Origin of the sequence: Aeoliella mucimassa (assembly GCF_007748035.1) — a bacterium.
GTDB lineage: Bacteria > Planctomycetota > Planctomycetia > Pirellulales > Lacipirellulaceae > Aeoliella > Aeoliella mucimassa.
Window position 1 is genome coordinate 590,753 of record NZ_CP036278.1, and the last position, 16,342, is coordinate 607,094.

A 16,342-nucleotide genomic window follows, 5' to 3' on the forward strand; every position below is an offset into this window, starting at 1 on the left:
TTCCGGTATCACAAGCGTCCCCTATTGCCAACATCCATGGAACTAACGAGCTGATGATGAACAACTCCGAAGCCAAACGTACGACCCTGACGCACGCGACAACGCAGCGATGGTGGTCGCGGCTTGCCCGTGGTTTGGAAACCGCACTGCGGCGGCGAACTTCGGCCAGCGAGTCAGTCGACCTGCTGCATTGGGGCCGGCAGTACTTGCCCACGCACTTCGTAGCACCTCCGTCGGGCATGCATCGCTGGCTGGCGGGCGAGCTCAATACGCTTCATGCCCGCCGCGGTACGAAGCTCAACGTTATCGGCCCCCGCGGCGGGGCCAAGTCGACCATTGCCACGTTGGCCTATGTGTTACGCATGGCGTGCGAGGCGCGGGAGCCTTACGTTTGGATCGTCTCCGACACGCGCCAGCAGGCGCAGATTCATCTGGAGAACGTCAAGGCAGAACTATCGGGCAACCCGCGCCTCGCCGCTCGTTATCCGCTCGCTTGCCGGCCAGGTGGTCGCTGGCAAGCGGCCGCGGTGGAGTTGGCCAACGGGGTCGCGCTCGAAGCCTATGGCACCGGGCAACGCATTCGAGGCCGCCGCCGCAACGAGCATCGCCCCACGCTGATCGTCTGCGACGACATCCAAAACGACGGGCACATGTCGAGCGGGCTGCAGCGGGCCAGCTCGCGCGATTGGTTCCATGGCACGCTGCTCAAGGCCGGCACGCCGAACACCAACGTGGTGAATCTGGCCACGGCTTTGCATCGCGACGCGCTCGCCATGCAACTGCAAACCACGCCTGGTTGGCACTCGCGATTGTTTCGGGCGATCGAGCGCTGGCCGCGCCGCGATGATCTGTGGCAACACTGGCAGCAGCTTTACGACAAAGCGACCGACCAGGCTGCCACCGACACTGCCCGCGAGTTTTACGAACGCCATCGCGAGCAAATGGAAGCAGGCGCCGAGCTGCTATGGCCGGAAGTCGAAGACCTTTACACGCTGATGACGATGCGGTGCGAGAGTGGTCGCACCGCGTTCGAACGCGAGAAGCAAGGCGCGCCGATCGACCCCGACGGCTGCGAATGGCCCGAGGAATATTTTGGTGAGCATCTGTGGTTCGACACCTGGCCCGACGACGTGCGGTTGCGAACCATCGCGCTCGATCCGAGCAAAGGAACCGATGCCCGCCGCGGCGATTACTCGGCCTACGCCATGTTGGCCATCGGCAGCGATGGCACGCTGTACGTCGAGGCCGACCTTGCCCGTCGGGGCACGCCGCAGATGGTGACCGACGGAGTCGCGCTGTGCGAGCGGTTTCGCCCCGCGGTGTTCGGCGTCGAGGCCAACCAATGGCAAGAGCTGCTCGAAGCGGAGTTCGTCGCCGAGTTCCGCCGGCAAGGACGCTGGGACATCCAACCAGCGGCGATCACCAACACGACGAACAAGCAAGTCCGCATCCGTCGACTCGGTCCCTATCTATCGCGGCGGCGACTGCGATTCAAACGCGACTCCCCCTCCACCCGGCTGCTCGTCGACCAACTCCGCGACTTCCCCGGCGGCACCCACGACGACGGCCCCGACGCCCTCGAAATGGCCCTGCGACTAGCGGAGGAATTATGGCGGTAGAAATGTTATTTCACTCCCCAATAACAACCTCGTACCCACGCTCCGCGTGGGCACAGACGAAAGACCGCTCTGCGGTCACAGAACCAGCCATATTCAACACACATGGCCGCGGAGCGGCCGCCTAGTCATTCCCACGCGGAGCGTGGGAACGAGGGAGTACTACTATTCCCCCTCCCCCTTGCGGGGAGGGGCTAGGGGAGGGGGGGCACGCAGTGCTTCACCACTACCAACCACTACCAACCTCGTACCCACGCTCCGCGTGGGCACACCCGCAAGACCGCTCTGCGGTCACAGAACCAGCCATATTCAACACACATGGCCGCGGAGCGGCCGCCATGGCATTCCCACGCGGAGCGTGGGAACGAGGGTGTGAGTCATTTCCTACAAGCAATCACAACCAACAATCACCCTATCCAAGGAGAGTCCTATGAAGAGCGACCATCTGGTTCACCAGCGGTTGCAGGAAGCGTTTGAGCTGTTGTGGAGCGACTTTGTCGATCCGCGCGATGCGTTTGCTGGCGACGACGGGTTGGCCTGGCAGGAGCTTTCGGCCGGCGCGGCGACCAGTCCCATCGCGGCCGAGCGTCTGGCCGACGTTCGTCAGCAGTGTCGTGAGCTGCTGGTCAGTAACGAGTTCGCCATCAACGGCATCGAGAATCGCATTAGCTACATCGTTGGACCTGGGCATACTTACCAGGCGGTGGTGCGAAAGCATGCGACCGCGCCCGAGTCGCTGGCCAGCGAGGTGCAGCAGGTGATCGATGAGTTTCTCGAGACCAACGACTGGCACAATCGCCAGCAGGAAATCGTCCGCCGGACCGATCGCGATGGCGAAGCCTTCATTCGATTGTTCGCCACCGCGGAAGGGGCGACGCAGGTTCGCTTCGTGGAGCCCGAGCAGGTGGCGACTCCGAATGCCCGCTTCAACGATCCCGCAGCGAGCCTCGGCATTCTCACCAGCAAGCACGACGTTGAAACCGTGCATGGTTACTTCGTGGATGGCGAGTTGGTGCCGGCCGCCGAAGTGCAGCACCGCCGGGCGAATGTCGATCGCAACGTAAAGCGTGGGTTGCCGTTGTACTTGCCGGTGCGGAAGAACCTTCGGAGGGCCGAGAAGCTGCTTCGCAACATGAGCATGGTCGCCGAAATTCAATCGGCCATCGCGCTGATTCGCAAGCATCGCGCGGCCACGCGTACCGGGGTCGAGCAGTTCGTCGTGAGTCAGGCCGATGCCACGGTGGCTCAGCCGTCGGGGCGCATCGAGCAACTCACGCAGTACGGCCCTGGCACCATTCTCGACGCCCCGTCGCACGTGGAGTACGAGTTCCCAGCGACCGGCGTCGACGCCTCGGCGTTTGTCGAAATCCTGCAGGCCGAACTGCGGGCGATTGCCGCGCGGCTGGTGATGCCCGAGTTCATGTTCACCAGCGATGCGTCGAATGCCAACTACGCGTCGACCATGGTGGCCGAAGGTCCCGCGGTGCGAATGTTCGAGCGACTGCAGGCGGGCATGACTCGCGACGACGCCCAATTGCTCTGGCGCGTGATCGATCACGCGACCACCGCGGGACGGTTGCCGGTGAACGTGCGGCAATTGATCGACGTGCAGATCACTCCGCCCACGTTGGTAACGCGCGACGCACTCCGCGAAGCCCGCGTGATGCAGATGGCGTACGAGAATCGGCTGGTGTCGCCGCAAACGTGGAGCCGCCGATTAGGGCTCGACTACGAGCAGGAACAGCAGAACCTCCGCGTGCACGAAAAGCAAAGTTAGTCGCTGAAATGGACTCGCTGGCAGAGTGGCAAGTCGCTACGAAACGTGTCAAGCACGAAGTTGCTTTGGCAGGCCAAAAGCAGCGATAAAACGGCCAAAAATCGTTGTAGAAATCCCTGCTCCTTTTGCTATGTTGAGACGTATGACAACTGCAACTCGTAAACCATCGACATCCCCCTCCAAGGCCCTGCAAGCTCAAGAAGAGTTTGCCAAACTGCTGAGTAGTGCGTCGGCACGAGGGTTCCACGGCACCGCCGGCATCACGCTGAGCGTGCAAGACGGACACATCCAGCACCTGAAAATCCACTTCGAAAGGATGGTGAGGTAACAGCCATGAGCTGCAAACGCTGAGCGGCAGTTTTTCGCTCGGCACCTCTCTTACTTTCCCGGTATCGCATCCGAGCCGCGCGCTAACGAAGCAGCGGTATCGCATCGAGCCCACCACGATCGGCACTACGCAAGTAGTCGGAACGTGGTGGGCTTTTTTCGTTTCATCACCTTTAACAAGTCACTCTCAAACACCATGCAAACACTTCAAGAGTATGTCGATTCCTCTGGTCAGACGCTGCGGGTCGATGCCGACCATGGCGTGCTTCGCGGCGTGAAGCTGCTGGGGCTCACTTCGAAGAACGGCCGCACCTACCAACCACAGGCGCTGGCCGCGGCCGCTGCGTTGTACGAAGGGGCCAAAGTAAACGTAAACCATCCCAAGTCGGGCAGCAGCCCGCGCGACTACCAAGATCGGCTGGGCGCGGTCCGCCAGGTGGTGTACCGCGAAGGCGAGGGGCTATTCGCCGACTTGCATTTCAACCCCAAACACCCGCTGGCCCCGCAGCTGGCCTGGGATGCCGAGCACGCGCCGAGCCAGGTGGGGCTGTCGCACAACGTGCTGGCCCGCACTTCGCACGATGGCAACACGCTGGTGGTCGAGGAGATTACGAAGGTCGAAAGCGTGGATCTGGTCGCCGACCCAGCGACGACGCGGGGGCTGTTTGAATCGAATACCACCGAATCGAAGAACACTGAGGCGAAGACAATTGAGGCGACGCTCCGCGAGCAAGTCGCGCGACTGAAACGCGAACTGCGGATCGTCGAACTGCTGGCGAAGCATGGATTGCCGCTGCCAAGTGCCGGTGCAATCAACCCGGCAGTGTCGCCGGCGTTTCTCGAATCGCTCACCACGGCGAAAGACGAGCCGACGCTCGAAGCACTGGTGGCCGACCGCGCAGCGCTGGTTCGCCAGCCACTCGGCACGCCGGTCACGTCGCGCGAACAACATTGGTTCACCGACACGCGAGGGCAACAAGAAACCGCCGCCGAGTTCGCCGCCGCCCTGCGACGGTAACGCGAACGTTCTTTCCCTCGTACCCACATTTAATTCCCGTCCCCCTTGCGGGGAGGGGCTAGGGGAGGGGGGCACCCACGCAGTGCTTTACCACTAACAACTCCAACCAAACCTCGTACCCACGCTCCGCGTGGGCACAGACGACAGACCGCTCTGCGGTCATTGCACCTTAACTACGCATGGCCGCGGAGCGGCCGCCTAGGTATTCCCACGCGGAGCGTGGGAACGAGGGGGCTCACTGATCCCAACCAACGAATTTCATCTTCCACTTTCCTTTCCACCCAACAGTAACTCTATGACGATTCAATACGGCCTTGTTGAACAATTAGTCACAAACCTCCGTAAAAACTAACGTGGAATGGAACCACGTACCTTTTTTACGGAGATCGAACATGGCTACGAAAGAAAAACGAACCTACAAAGTCACGAACTGGAAGGAGTATAACAAGTCGCTCATCGAGCGTGGAAACATCACTATTTGGTTTAGCGACGAGGCGTTGGAGAACTGGGAACATCCTAACGACCAGACAAAAGTCGGTCGCCCTTTTGTCTTCAGCGATACGGCGATCGAGTGCTTGCTGACGATTCGCGAACTGCTGAAACTTCCCTATCGGCAGACTGAGGGATTCGGCCGCTCGCTGGTGGCGATGTTGGGCGTCGAGGCAGCGATTCCCAATTATTCTTCGCTCGCCAAGCGAGCCAGCAAGCTGAATGTTTCGCTCGATATCGCTAACAAGAGGGGCGACATCGATATCGTGGTGGATAGCACCGGCATGAAAGTGTTTGGCGAGGGCGAATGGAAGATGCGGACGCATGGCAAGTCGAAGCGGCGGACATGGCGGAAGCTGCATTTGTCGGTGAATCCTGACACCCGCGAGATTGTGGCGGAGATTTTGACCGAGAACAGTTGCCACGATGCCGATGCGGTTCCCGAAATGCTGGAGCAGGTGGAGCAGCCCGTAAAAAAGTTTCACGGCGACGGTAGTTACGACAAGTGGAAGGTTTATGAAGGGCTGGAATCCGAAGGCATTGAGCCGGTGATTCCGCCGCAGCACAACGCCAAGATCAAACAACATGGCAACTCTGCGGAGGAGCCTTTGCCCCGGGACGAGGCAATTCGTCAGATTCGACGCAAGGGGCGTAGGAGTTGGAAAGAGGAAGTGGGCTATCATCGTAGAAGCTTGGCGGAAACGACCATGTACCGAGTGAAACAAAGCTTTGGGAGCCATCTCAAAAACCGAGTATTCGAAAACCAACAAACGGAAGCCCGCTTGCGCTGTAAAATCATCAATCAATTCACCCAACTCGGGCTTCCACAGTTCGAGTGGAGTTAGTCAACAAGGCCATTCAATACAAAGAACTGAAACGGCGTTATCAACTCGACGGGGCCGACCGCACCGTGCAGCACCTGAGCGAGGCCCTACGCGAGCGGCATCTCGCGCCCGACGACTTTAGCATTCGCGACCTGGCCGAGGCCTTGGTGCCCGACGGCAGTGAGTGGGTGCGGGGGCTCGATCCACGCAGCGGGGCTCACTTGCTCGAAGCCTCGGACGGGGTCGATACCACCGCGTTCCAAAACATCGCCGGGCAGGTGATCTACTCCAAGATTCTCGAAGCGTTCGCTCAGGAAGCGTTTGTCGTGAGCAAGCTGGTGAGCACCGTGCCGACCCGGCTCGACGGCGAGAAGATTCCCGGCATCGCCCGCACCGCCGACATCGATGGCGAAGTGGGGCCTGGCATGCCTTTCCCGAACGTCGGTTTCGGCGAGGACTACATCGAAACCCCGGCGACCACCAAGCGGGGCTTCATCGTGCCGGTGACGAAGGAGGCCATCTTCTTCGATCGCACGAACCTGATCCTTCGCCGCGCGGCCGAGGTCGGCGAGTTGCTGGGACTCAACAAAGAGAAGCGGCTGCTCGACGTGGTGATCGGTGCGGTGAACAACTACAAATGGCGCGGCACCACGTACGACACCTACCAAACGAGCGGCCAATGGATCAACGAGCTTAGCGGCAACGAGCTGGTCGACTGGACCAACGTCGATGCGGCCGAGCAGTTGCTGGCCGATATTCTCGACCCCAACACCGGCGAGCCGGTATTGGTGAGCGGGACCACCGTGCTGGTGATGCCAGCGTATCGTCATGCCGCGCATCGGGTGTTCAACGCAGCCGAGATCCAGTACGCCGGCTCCGGCAGCGACACCTCGACCGTCGCGGCCAATCCGCTCGGCAACTACACCGTGGCCGAAAGCCGCCTGGCGTATCGGCGCGTCGTTGCGACTGGCGAGTCGGCCGCCGACGCGAAGAAGTGGTGGTTCCTCGGCGACTTCCGCAAGGCGTTCGCCTACATGGAAAACTGGCCGATCACGGTCACCCAGGCTCCCCGCGGCAGCGAAGCCGAGTTCACGCAGGACATCGTCATGCGGTTCAAAGCGAGCGAACGGGGTGCGGCCGCGGTGATCGATCCCCGCTACGTGGTGAAATGCACCGGCTAGCGATTTTGAAATGATGTGATTTCTTTCCCGCCCCGCGCGCGCGATGCGCCCCCGCTCCCGCCTGCAAGTTCAGGCGCGGGGTGGGGGCCTCTGCTACCTCACGCGGCGCGGCAGAGAAGAGTGGTTGCTGCTTACCCTTTCCCAAGTTTCTCCCTGGAATCACGATGCCAACTTCTCACACCTTAGCGATGTTCGACGCCGCGGCTGGCCGCCCGCCGGCGGCGAACTACCCGCAGCTCGACCTGCGTAACGCGACCCTTGTGCTCGACTTCGACGATACGGCGGCCGAGTCGATCGACTTCGTCGGACTGTTACCAACCACTTACACTGCTGGCGACTTCGAAGCGATCGTCACCTGGGCGGCCACTTCGGCGACCACCGGCAGCGTGGTCTGGCAAGCCGAGTTCGAGCGGCACCCGATCGACGATGCAACGTTCGGCACGCACGATTTGGACGACGATAGCTTCGGCACCTCGAGTACCGTGACCACCGCGGTGGCCTCGGCCGCGGGGGAGATCGCACAAAGCACGATTAGTCTCACCGCCAGCGATGCCGACTCGCCGGCCGCTGGCGAAACCTACCGACTCCGCATCACCCGCCTGGCGAGCGATGCTTCCGACACCCTGACCGGCGATGCCGAGCTAGTCGCGGTCGAACTGCGGGAGGTCTAACCCAATGGCACTCGAGTTCATCAGTGGCCCCGCGGTCGTGAGCCTTGGCTCGCTCAGCGAACTCAGCGGAGCATCCGCCATGTCGATCGCTGGCTGGATTCGCCTGAACAACTTGTCGGGGGATTCTGCCATCGTGGTCCGCGGCAGCACGTTCTCGACGTCGGCCGCGTGGATGCTCTGGCGCGACCAGGTTGGTTCGCAAAGCTATCGCGAAAACATGCTCGCCGGCATCGTGAACACCAACGTGGGGACGTTGCGCGTTGAATCGGCCGACAACACGCTCAACGATGCGACCCAATGGCATCACCTGGCGATGGTGTTCGAAGCCGACCAGGCGGATGGGCTGCGGTTGTTTATCGATGGGGTTCGCGACCCTTATCACCAAAGCACCGTGGGGCACGACCACTTGGTGGTGAACACCTCGGCTGCGACGCTCGGACTTGCCGACACCGCGCGGCAGTTTCAAGGCGGCATGGCCGAGTTCTCGTTTTGGAACAGCCCGCTGGCCGACGCGGAAGTCGCCCACCTGGCGGCCGGTTTCTCGCCGCTTTCGGTCGCCGGTTCGCTCTCGCGATTGGTGCTTTATCAAGACTTCATCCGCAGCGTGAATCGCCCCGGCGTCGGATCTGTGGTCTCGACCTCCGGCAGCATCGCACCCCTCTCGCACCCGCGCACGTTGCCTTGGACTAGTGCCATGGCGGCCGCCGCGCGAGTGGTCACAACCACCACGCTCGCGGGACCGTACCGCCGAGAGCAGGGCGAACTCACCCTCGGTGGCTTACTGACCGGCAGCATCGGCGTGCCCGGTGCGGTGGCCGGCTCCCTTTCACTTTCTGGCGAGGTAAACAGCTAATGCCAACTGCACACGATATCCGCGGAACCGTTTTCAAGCATGGCTCGGCCGTGCTGCTCGCTCGCATCGTCGGGCCCGAGGGAACCGCGGTCACTACTAGCGACTTAGCGAGCGTTCGCTACAGCGTCTACCAGGTCGACCCGGTGGATCCCGACGCGCTCACCGCCGTCGAAGGGCACGCCGAGGTGTCGCTCACCGTGGCCGATGTGTTCTACGACACCCTGCAAACCGGCGGGCCATGGTCGGTCGACGAGACCGGCTACAACTTTCGCCACGACTTGCCGGTCGACTCGGACGAGGCGTTCCCCATCGCGGGAGCCGACTACCAGGTGCGGTACGAGGTGATCCCCACCAGCGGGCAGAAGCTCGTGTTCCGTTTCGCAGTCCGCTGCATCTAGCGTCAGCGCACGCTGGCATTCTCTCACGAACTCTATCCCCCAAGACGACGATGAACGATACCCAACAACTCGAGACGATTCGCTCCCTCACGCTTTCGCAGATCGAAGAGATTCGCGCCGACCCGAAACCTACCTACTGGCTCGACGGCCAGCGGGTGCATTGGCAAGAGTACGTCGAGTCGCTGCAGGCGACCGTCGATTGGTGCGACCAGAAGATCCTGGCGCAGGAGCTATTCGAAATCCGCTCGCGAGGGGTTTAACATGGCGATTACTTGGAACATGGCCGGCGACTTTAGCACCGTGCTCGACGCGAGCGAACCGCTCACCCTCGTGCGGCGGGGCGGAGCACCGCGGGCGACGATCGACAAAGCCTGGCGTGTGGTCGATCGCCGCGCCGAGGCCGAACCGACCGATGGGCGAGTGCTACAAGCCGACGTCGAGTGGCAGTTCGAATGGCCCGATCACGTGCAACTGCCACAACTCGGCGATCGCCTGATCGATGCGGCTGGCGAGCACTACACGCTACTGGCCATCCACCGCCTGCGTGGCAACACGCGACTGAAGGTCGAGTCTCGCAACCTGCGCGTTGCCCATCGTCTCGACTGCCTGATGGATATCGAACAGGCCGAATGGGACGCTGAAACCCTCGTAGGTTGGACCACTTACCGCCCAGCGATCCGCGCCTGCGTTCAGCCCAGCGAAACCACCGTGGACGACTCCAGCAGTTCGACCACGCGGTATCGCGTGCTACTGGAAGACCCAGAACTGCAGCTCGACCACAATCACCGCCTGGTCGACAGCGACGGAGCCGTTTATCGCCTGGTGAGTTTCACCAACGCAAAACGAATCGACGCGCTACCGGTTGCGGTGGTGGAGAGGGAGTAATGTTTCGGCCCACATCCCGTCGTTACACGGCGGTTGGCAACCGCGACATCGTTTCTTCGTACACGTGCAGGTACTGTTCGGCGCTGGTTCGCCAGCTCCAGTCCTGGTTCATGCCGGTGCGGACGAGTCGTCGCCAGGGGTCGGGGCTGCGATACAGCGACAAGGCCCGCTCGATGGTCGAGCCCAACGCGTCGCTGTTGTATTCGAAGAACGAAAACCCGTTGGCGGTGCCATTGTTCAATGCATGGTCCGTCGCGTCGGTAATCGTGTCGGCCAAACCGCCGGTGGCCCGGACAATCGGCACGGTGCCGTAACGCAGGCTGTACATTTGGTTGAGCCCGCACGGTTCGTACCGGCTCGGCATCAAGAAAAAATCGCCGCCGGCTTCGAGTCGATGGGCCAGCGGATTCGAGAACTCGAGCCGCACGCCGACTTGCTCGGGATAGCGAGCCGCCAGTTCGGTTAGCAGCGTGTGGTACTTCGGTTCGCCGGTGCCGAGGATCGCCCACTGCACGGCGTTGCGTTGGGCGTAGGTCTCGATCAACGGGGCGATCAAATCGAACCCCTTTTGATCGGCCAAACGACCGACGATCGAAATCATCGGCATCTCCGGACGCGTCGGCAATCCAAGCTCTTGCTGCAGCGCCTGCTTGCAAGCGGCTTTGCCAGAAACGAAGTACTCGGAGGAATATTGCTGAGCGATAAACGGATCGGTCTCGGGGTTCCAAGCCCCGTAATCGCATCCATTGAGTACGCCGAACAGGTCTTCGGCACGATCCTGCAACACCCCTTCGAGTCCGCAACCATGCTCGGCGTGCTGAATCTCTTTCGCGTAGGTCGGGCTCACGGTGCTCACCGTATCGGCGAACACCAGCGCGCTCTTCAGGAAGTTGAGCTTGCCGTAGAACTCCATCTGTTGCCAGTTGAAGTATTTCCAGTCGAGCCCTGTGAGTTCCATGTCCCAGTGCCAGAACGAACCCTGATAGGCCAGGTTATGAATCGTAAAGAGCGTTGCAATGTTGCTGTAATCGACTGTGCGACCACGCTCGGTACGCAGGTAAACCGTCGACAGGGCCGAGGTCCAGTCGTGGGCGTGCAGCAATTGGGTGTCGGGCACGAAGCGTTCGATGACTTCGAGCACCGCGCGATTGAAGAACACAAAGCGTTCGCAGTTGTCCTTGTAGTCTTCGCCATCTTCGCGATACAGCTCGGCCCGGTCGTAATACCCCGGGTGATCGACCAGGTAGACCGTAACGTCGGAATCGGGCAAGGTGCTCTTGAGCAAGCGACCTTTTACCGGGCGGCCAGCGATCGGCACCACGATTTCCACGCCGGTCGGTTCGATCGGCTGACCACAGTTCAGGGCCTGGCGAAACGCGGGCATGACCAACGTGCAACGCACGCCGCGGGCGGCAAGCTCGCGGGGCAGACTGCCACAAATGTCGCCGAGCCCTCCCGTTTTAGCGAACGGAACAGCTTCGGCGGAAACAAACAGGACGTTCACAGGGGCGAAGGGGGGTTGGAGCGGTGCGGGGAGCAGGCGATATACAACAACAATACCACGATCGGCACACCCTTGGCGGCCGATTTAGTTTGCGCTCTGCGCATAATACGAAAAGCTTCGCGCGGGGCGGTGCAATCGTTAAGAGGCAAACAACCCTACTTGTCGCTGATCCCTCGAATCGAGTCCCACTGGGGGTTACCCCACCACGTCGGCAATTGCCTCGGTCAAACGGTCGACATTCACCTCGGTGATACCAGCCACATTGATTCGACCCGAGTCGACAATGTAGATCGCATGCTTCTCGCGCAGGGCCAGCACCTGATCTTTGGTCAGGCCCGAGAACGAGAACATGCCTCGCTGGCGCTCGATAAACGAAAAGTCACCTTCCACGCCTTTTTCTTTGAGCTTCGATACCAACAGCACGCGCATGCCATTGATACGGTTCCGCATGCGGGTCAGTTCGGTGTGCCATTCCTCGCGCAGTGCCTCGTCTGCCAGCACCGTGGCGACGAGTCGGGCACCGTGCGCGGGCGGGTTGCTGTAGTTCGAACGAATCGCCCGCTTCACCTGGCTGCCGACCACCTTCGCGCGATCCGCATCCGCACACACAAACGTCGAAGCACCAACTCGCTGATTGTACAAGCCAAAGTTCTTGGAGAACGAGCTGCACACAATCAACTCGGCACCTTCGCGGGCCATGGTTCGCAGGCCGACCGCGTCTTCTTCGATACCGTCGCCGAAGCCTTGGTAGGCGAAGTCGAGAATCGGCAGCAACTTCTGAGCGTACATCACGTCGGCGATCTGACTCCACTGTTCCTGCGTGGGATCGACACCGGTGGGATTGTGACAGCAGCCATGCAGCAACACCGCATCGCCGGCAGGGATCTTGCCGAGCGCTTCGATCAATTCGCCAAAGGCCAGGCTGTTGGTTGCCTTATCGAAATACGGAAGCTTGGCGAGCGACACGCCAGCCGCAGTAAAGATGTTTGCATGGTTCGCCCAAGTGGGGTCGGTAATCCACAGCGTCGTGCCGGCGAAGTTCTGCGCCAGGAAGTCGCCGACCACGCGGAGTGCGCCGGTGCCGCCGGGGGTCTGGGCGGTGAACGCGCGACCTTCGGTCACCACTTCGTGCGATTCGCCAAAAGCAAGTTGCTGCACCGCAGCGGTGTACTCGGCCAGACCAGGAATCGGCAGGTACGAACTCGCCGTCTTGGCTTGAGCAATCCACTGAGTCGCCCGCTGAATGCACTTGAGCGCGGGGGTCTTACCATTCGAATCCTGGTACACACCAACGCCGAGGTTGATTTTGTTTGGATTCGGGTCGGCACGAAAGGCGTCGGTAAGTCCAAGAATGGGGTCAGCAGGAGCAGCTTGTACGGATTCGAACATAGGAGCAAGCAAGTTCTCGAGGGGCAAAAAAAGGGGATCAAAGAGCAGGAGCCTTATGCCACTCGACTACCGCCCGTAGACAATCGTTATAAGGTGACAGCAGCCATGGAACTAGTGTTCGCCGCCAGTTCCGGGGGCTGCGGGGCAGGGCGGAACCGCGGTTCGCCCGGTTCGTTCGGTCGGGTGTGCGGAATCGTGACAGCAACTGACAGTTTAGCCGCCAACCGTCGCATGCCACCTCAGGGGAACCCTATCCGCCGGGTATCGAATGGCAACTCGTTTTGCCACCCCAAAGCTTACCCAAGGGGGGGCACGATCGGCACTCCAGCGCGGCTTGCACTACAAGTGCTGCTCGCCAAAAGCTGCGGTGGTTCGCAGTCGTATCCCCACCCGATCGCACAGATATCGTTGCATGGAGACCCAACGAGACCGCGCGAAGCGAATGAGTTGGTCGTTGATCGACCAGTATCGAACCTCCATCGGGTCGAATCACCGAGGTCGACACTTCGCACTCAAGCCATGCTCGACACTCCTTTGAACCCACCTGCCGATCGACCGAACACCAAGCGATCGCGCGACGTGGAGCGATGCGATCGACGTTGGTCAACTTGCGATCGATTCGCGCGCGATGAACCGATAGATCGACCAACCAACTCGTTGCGCGCGAGTCGAATCGAACCGCGCATCGCACAACAACACTCACTGTCGTTTGTAAGATTTACTTCCAAGGTGACCACGTTTGGGGGGATGAAAGTGGCCGAATGCGAAAAAAAATTTTGGTACTCTCAACACGACCTGATAACCGGTTGCAGGAGGATGAATTTCGCCCCCTCGCCAGTGATGATCCAACCCGCTCGCAAGCGTACTCAACGTGTTGCCAAGGCCGCTTTGACGACCTCGCGATCGGCGTCGCAGCACCCATCAAGAGACCATGGTTTCGAGGGTGAGTTTCGGTTCTCAATAGCTGCTCGCAACGAGCCCCATTCACCCGCTATAGCAGGAGGGGAATCGTGTTGTAACCACGCTTGGCAAACCAGCCGCTTGGCAAGTGTTCTGCGTATTTGTCGGGATTTACAGTACTTTGAAACATTCGAGGCGTTCGAAACGGTTGTTGCGCGTAAGCTCCAACCCCTGCTGCAGAACGCTTTTGGCAGCGGCTGTCAAAGCATCGCGAACACCTTGCGAAGAGGGGTCGGCGACCATCGCGAGAGAGCGATTCGAGTTGGTTGCGAACCGCTACAACGAAGGGGGACGCAGCGCCGCGCATCGCGCGTTTCGAACATGGTGCGCGCAACGGTCGTCGCGTGTGTCGTTAGCACGGTTGCGCGACGTTCGTTCGATGCGTATGGCGCGCATCGCGGTTCAATTTTGTGTGGTGCCGCCCCTCATTTTTGCCGATTCCACTTGACAAGCGCAGGGGCGACTTGCTTCAATTCGCGCAGAGAGGTTGGCTTGTGGTCTTTGTAAAGAGCCAACCTGCCCTCGCATCGGAGGCGCACACGCCAGTCTCTCTCCTTCCTTCGAGTGCCCAAGGAAGAGACTTTGACAACTAGGGCACGTTTAAGAAGGAGCCATTGGAAATGGCAGGAAAGAAGAAAGCAGCACCCAAGAAAGCTGCTCCGAAAAAGGCCGCCAAGAAGTCGACCAAAAAGAAGGTAGCCAAGAAGAAGGCTGCCCCGAAGAAGTCGACCAAAAAGAAGGCAACCAAGAAGAAGGCCGCTCCTAAGAAGTCGACCAAGAAGAAGGTAGCCAAGAAAAAGGCCGCCCCGAAGAAGTCGACCAAGAAGAAGTCGACCAAGAAGAAGGCCACCAAAAAGGCCGCTCCTAAGAAGTCGACCAAAAAGAAGGTAGCCAAGAAAAAGGCCACCAAGAAGAAGAGCTAAGTTTGCTCCCGACCGGTCGCCTTTAGACGACTGATGCAGCAACCCACAAGGCTGGACGCGGTGCTCTTCGAGTGCCGCACCAGCCTTTTTTCGTACCCCCACCCGGGGGAGCTCGCCAGGGCGTATGGCGGGCAATCGCCGGGCAACATTGACTATTTAGGCCCTCAGTGCTAACCTAACTTCAAACGAAACAACGAGTTAGGAGCAATCTTGTCCCAAGTGTCCGATCTCACCCCAACCACCAATCCGTCGTCTTCTTCCCACTCGAGTGCCCAGTTTTCCGAGCTTGGAGTCTCGGAAGTCATGTTGGCGTCGCTCGAAAAAGCCCAGTACCACCAGCCTAGCCCTGTGCAGGCGGGGGTCATTCCTCTTGCGCTTGAGGGGAAAGACGTGCTCGGCCAGGCCCGCACTGGTACGGGAAAAACCGCCAGCTTCGGCATTCCCATTCTCGAACGCCTGGAGCGTCAGGGCCGTAGCGCCCCGCCGCAGGCGCTAGTTTTGGTGCCGACTCGCGAATTGGCCGTGCAGGTGCGTGACGAGATCGACAAGCTCAGTCACGGGAGTAAGGTGCGTACGCTCGCCCTGTATGGCGGTAAACCGATTCGTCAGCAGGTCGTCAAGCTCGAAAAGGGAGCCGAAATCGTGGTCGGCACGCCCGGCCGGGTGCTCGACCATATGAGCCGCGGCACCCTGGTGCTCGAAGGCCTGAAGATGGTAGTGCTCGACGAGGCCGATCGCATGCTCGATATCGGCTTTCGTCCCGACATCGAGAAGATCCTCCGCCGGTGCCCCAAGACCCGGCAAACGCTACTGTTGTCGGCCACCGTGGCTCCGGCCGTCGAACGCCTGGCCCAGCGCTACATGCGTGATCCCGAGGTGCTCGACTTCAGCGACAAGACCAAGACCGTCGACACGATCGACCAGTACTACTTCACCATCGAGCAATCGAAGAAGTACGACCTGCTTGTCAAACTGCTCGAACGCGAGCAACCAGAGCAGGCGATTGTGTTTTGCCGCACCAAGCGGGGCACCGATCGCATTCAGCGGAAGCTCTCCAAGAGCTTTCCCGGCGCCGATTGCATCCATGGCGACATGCACCAGCGGGCTCGCGATAAGGTGATGAAGCGGTTTCGAGCTGGCGAGATCAAGCTGCTGGTCGCTACCGACGTGGTCGGCCGTGGCATCGACGTGAGCGGCATCTCGCACATCGTTAACTACGATATCCCTCAGGCGTCGGACGATTACGTGCACCGCGTTGGCCGTACAGGCCGTATGGGCCGCGAGGGCGTCGCGTACACGTTTGTAACGCCCGAAGAGGGGCAGGAACTCACCCGCATCGAAATGCTCATCAACAGGCTCCTGAAGCGTGATGAGATCGAAGGCTTTGCCGTGATTGAGCCCGTCGCCGGTCCGTCCGGTCCAGCCGGCCCGTCTGGTGCCGCCGACGCGCCGAAGGAAGAAGAGAAGCCCAAGCCGGCTCCACTGCCAGGCTCCCGCCGCGGCCGCCGACACCGCCGAGCGCTGTAG

Annotated in this window: 15 protein-coding genes; 13 read left to right on the top strand and 2 right to left on the bottom strand. The window is 60.6% G+C overall.

Annotation, left to right across the window (positions count from 1 at the left end):
• Positions 1-53 precede the first annotated feature (53 nt).
• The 11 genes from Pan181_RS02410 (at position 54) to Pan181_RS02460 (ending at position 10,039) form a co-directional block, all read left to right on the top strand.
• A complete protein-coding gene (locus tag Pan181_RS02410) occupies positions 54-1,619 on the top strand; it encodes a hypothetical protein (protein WP_145245315.1) in 1,566 nt (521 codons plus the stop codon).
• A gap of 427 nt (positions 1,620-2,046) precedes the next feature.
• Positions 2,047-3,393 (top strand): phage portal protein, encoded by a 1,347-nt coding sequence (locus tag Pan181_RS02415; protein ID WP_145245316.1) that lies wholly within the window; start codon positions 2,047-2,049, stop codon positions 3,391-3,393.
• A 142-nt stretch (positions 3,394-3,535) separates the two neighbouring features.
• Positions 3,536-3,721 carry a hypothetical protein gene (locus tag Pan181_RS02420; protein ID WP_145245317.1) on the top strand — a complete coding sequence of 62 codons (186 nt, stop codon included), beginning with the start codon at positions 3,536-3,538 and terminating at the stop codon, positions 3,719-3,721.
• Positions 3,722-3,916: 195 nt separating this feature from the next.
• Positions 3,917-4,738, top strand: coding sequence for a hypothetical protein (locus Pan181_RS02425; RefSeq protein ID WP_145245318.1), 822 nt, complete (start codon positions 3,917-3,919; stop codon positions 4,736-4,738).
• 392 nt (positions 4,739-5,130) lie between these two features.
• Entirely contained in the window at positions 5,131-6,072 is a 942-nt protein-coding gene (locus Pan181_RS02430; RefSeq protein ID WP_145244898.1) for an IS5 family transposase, read from the top strand.
• Complete coding sequence (locus Pan181_RS02435) at positions 6,063-7,232, top strand: phage major capsid protein (RefSeq protein WP_145245319.1); 1,170 nt, start codon at positions 6,063-6,065, stop codon at positions 7,230-7,232. Before Pan181_RS02430 ends, Pan181_RS02435 begins: the two co-directional genes overlap by 10 nt.
• 164 nt (positions 7,233-7,396) lie before the next feature.
• Positions 7,397-7,903 carry a hypothetical protein gene (locus tag Pan181_RS02440; RefSeq protein WP_145245320.1) on the top strand — a complete coding sequence of 169 codons (507 nt, stop codon included), beginning with the start codon at positions 7,397-7,399 and terminating at the stop codon, positions 7,901-7,903.
• 4 nt (positions 7,904-7,907) lie between these two features.
• A complete protein-coding gene (locus Pan181_RS02445; protein WP_145245321.1) occupies positions 7,908-8,756 on the top strand; it encodes a LamG-like jellyroll fold domain-containing protein in 849 nt (282 codons plus the stop codon).
• Positions 8,756-9,154 (top strand): hypothetical protein, encoded by a 399-nt coding sequence (locus Pan181_RS02450; RefSeq protein WP_145245322.1) that lies wholly within the window; start codon positions 8,756-8,758, stop codon positions 9,152-9,154. The genes Pan181_RS02445 and Pan181_RS02450 overlap by 1 nt, the downstream gene beginning before the upstream one ends.
• Positions 9,155-9,204: 50 nt before the next feature.
• Positions 9,205-9,414 (top strand): hypothetical protein, encoded by a 210-nt coding sequence (locus Pan181_RS02455; protein WP_145245323.1) that lies wholly within the window; start codon positions 9,205-9,207, stop codon positions 9,412-9,414.
• A gap of 1 nt (position 9,415) precedes the next feature.
• Positions 9,416-10,039, top strand: a complete 624-nt coding sequence (locus tag Pan181_RS02460; protein ID WP_145245324.1) for a hypothetical protein — start codon at positions 9,416-9,418, stop codon at positions 10,037-10,039.
• Between the two features lie 22 nt (positions 10,040-10,061).
• On the opposite strand, the gene glgA is transcribed toward Pan181_RS02460, so the two are convergent.
• Both glgA and Pan181_RS02470 read right to left on the bottom strand, forming a co-directional pair.
• Complete coding sequence (gene glgA, locus Pan181_RS02465) at positions 10,062-11,543, bottom strand: glycogen synthase GlgA (RefSeq protein ID WP_145245325.1); 1,482 nt, start codon at positions 11,541-11,543, stop codon at positions 10,062-10,064.
• Positions 11,544-11,738: 195 nt separating this feature from the next.
• Positions 11,739-12,932: an amino acid aminotransferase gene (locus Pan181_RS02470; RefSeq protein ID WP_145245326.1), complete on the bottom strand. Its 1,194-nt coding sequence runs from the start codon at positions 12,930-12,932 to the stop codon at positions 11,739-11,741.
• A 1,580-nt stretch (positions 12,933-14,512) separates the two neighbouring features.
• Here Pan181_RS02470 and Pan181_RS02475 point away from each other — a divergent pair.
• Together Pan181_RS02475 and Pan181_RS02480 are read left to right on the top strand one after the other, a co-directional pair.
• A complete protein-coding gene (locus Pan181_RS02475; protein ID WP_145245327.1) occupies positions 14,513-14,815 on the top strand; it encodes a hypothetical protein in 303 nt (100 codons plus the stop codon).
• A 219-nt stretch (positions 14,816-15,034) separates the two neighbouring features.
• Positions 15,035-16,342 (top strand): DEAD/DEAH box helicase, encoded by a 1,308-nt coding sequence (locus tag Pan181_RS02480; protein WP_391483986.1) that lies wholly within the window; start codon positions 15,035-15,037, stop codon positions 16,340-16,342.

What these genes read in the sequence shown, in the direction of transcription:
- Pan181_RS02440 (WP_145245320.1), top strand. Translation starts at nt 7,397, where the DNA reads ATGCCAACTTCTCACACCTTAGCGATGTTCGACGCCGCGGCTGGCCGC.
- Pan181_RS02410 (WP_145245315.1), top strand. Translation starts at nt 54, where the DNA reads ATGATGAACAACTCCGAAGCCAAACGTACGACCCTGACGCACGCGACA.
- Pan181_RS02420 (WP_145245317.1), top strand. Translation starts at nt 3,536, where the DNA reads ATGACAACTGCAACTCGTAAACCATCGACATCCCCCTCCAAGGCCCTG.
- Pan181_RS02445 (WP_145245321.1), top strand. Translation starts at nt 7,908, where the DNA reads ATGGCACTCGAGTTCATCAGTGGCCCCGCGGTCGTGAGCCTTGGCTCG.
- Pan181_RS02475 (WP_145245327.1), top strand. Translation starts at nt 14,513, where the DNA reads ATGGCAGGAAAGAAGAAAGCAGCACCCAAGAAAGCTGCTCCGAAAAAG.
- Pan181_RS02470 (WP_145245326.1), bottom strand. Translation starts at nt 12,932, where the DNA reads ATGTTCGAATCCGTACAAGCTGCTCCTGCTGACCCCATTCTTGGACTT.
- Pan181_RS02415 (WP_145245316.1), top strand. Translation starts at nt 2,047, where the DNA reads ATGAAGAGCGACCATCTGGTTCACCAGCGGTTGCAGGAAGCGTTTGAG.
- Pan181_RS02455 (WP_145245323.1), top strand. Translation starts at nt 9,205, where the DNA reads ATGAACGATACCCAACAACTCGAGACGATTCGCTCCCTCACGCTTTCG.
- Pan181_RS02430 (WP_145244898.1), top strand. Translation starts at nt 5,131, where the DNA reads ATGGCTACGAAAGAAAAACGAACCTACAAAGTCACGAACTGGAAGGAG.
- Pan181_RS02425 (WP_145245318.1), top strand. Translation starts at nt 3,917, where the DNA reads ATGCAAACACTTCAAGAGTATGTCGATTCCTCTGGTCAGACGCTGCGG.
- Pan181_RS02460 (WP_145245324.1), top strand. Translation starts at nt 9,416, where the DNA reads ATGGCGATTACTTGGAACATGGCCGGCGACTTTAGCACCGTGCTCGAC.
- Pan181_RS02450 (WP_145245322.1), top strand. Translation starts at nt 8,756, where the DNA reads ATGCCAACTGCACACGATATCCGCGGAACCGTTTTCAAGCATGGCTCG.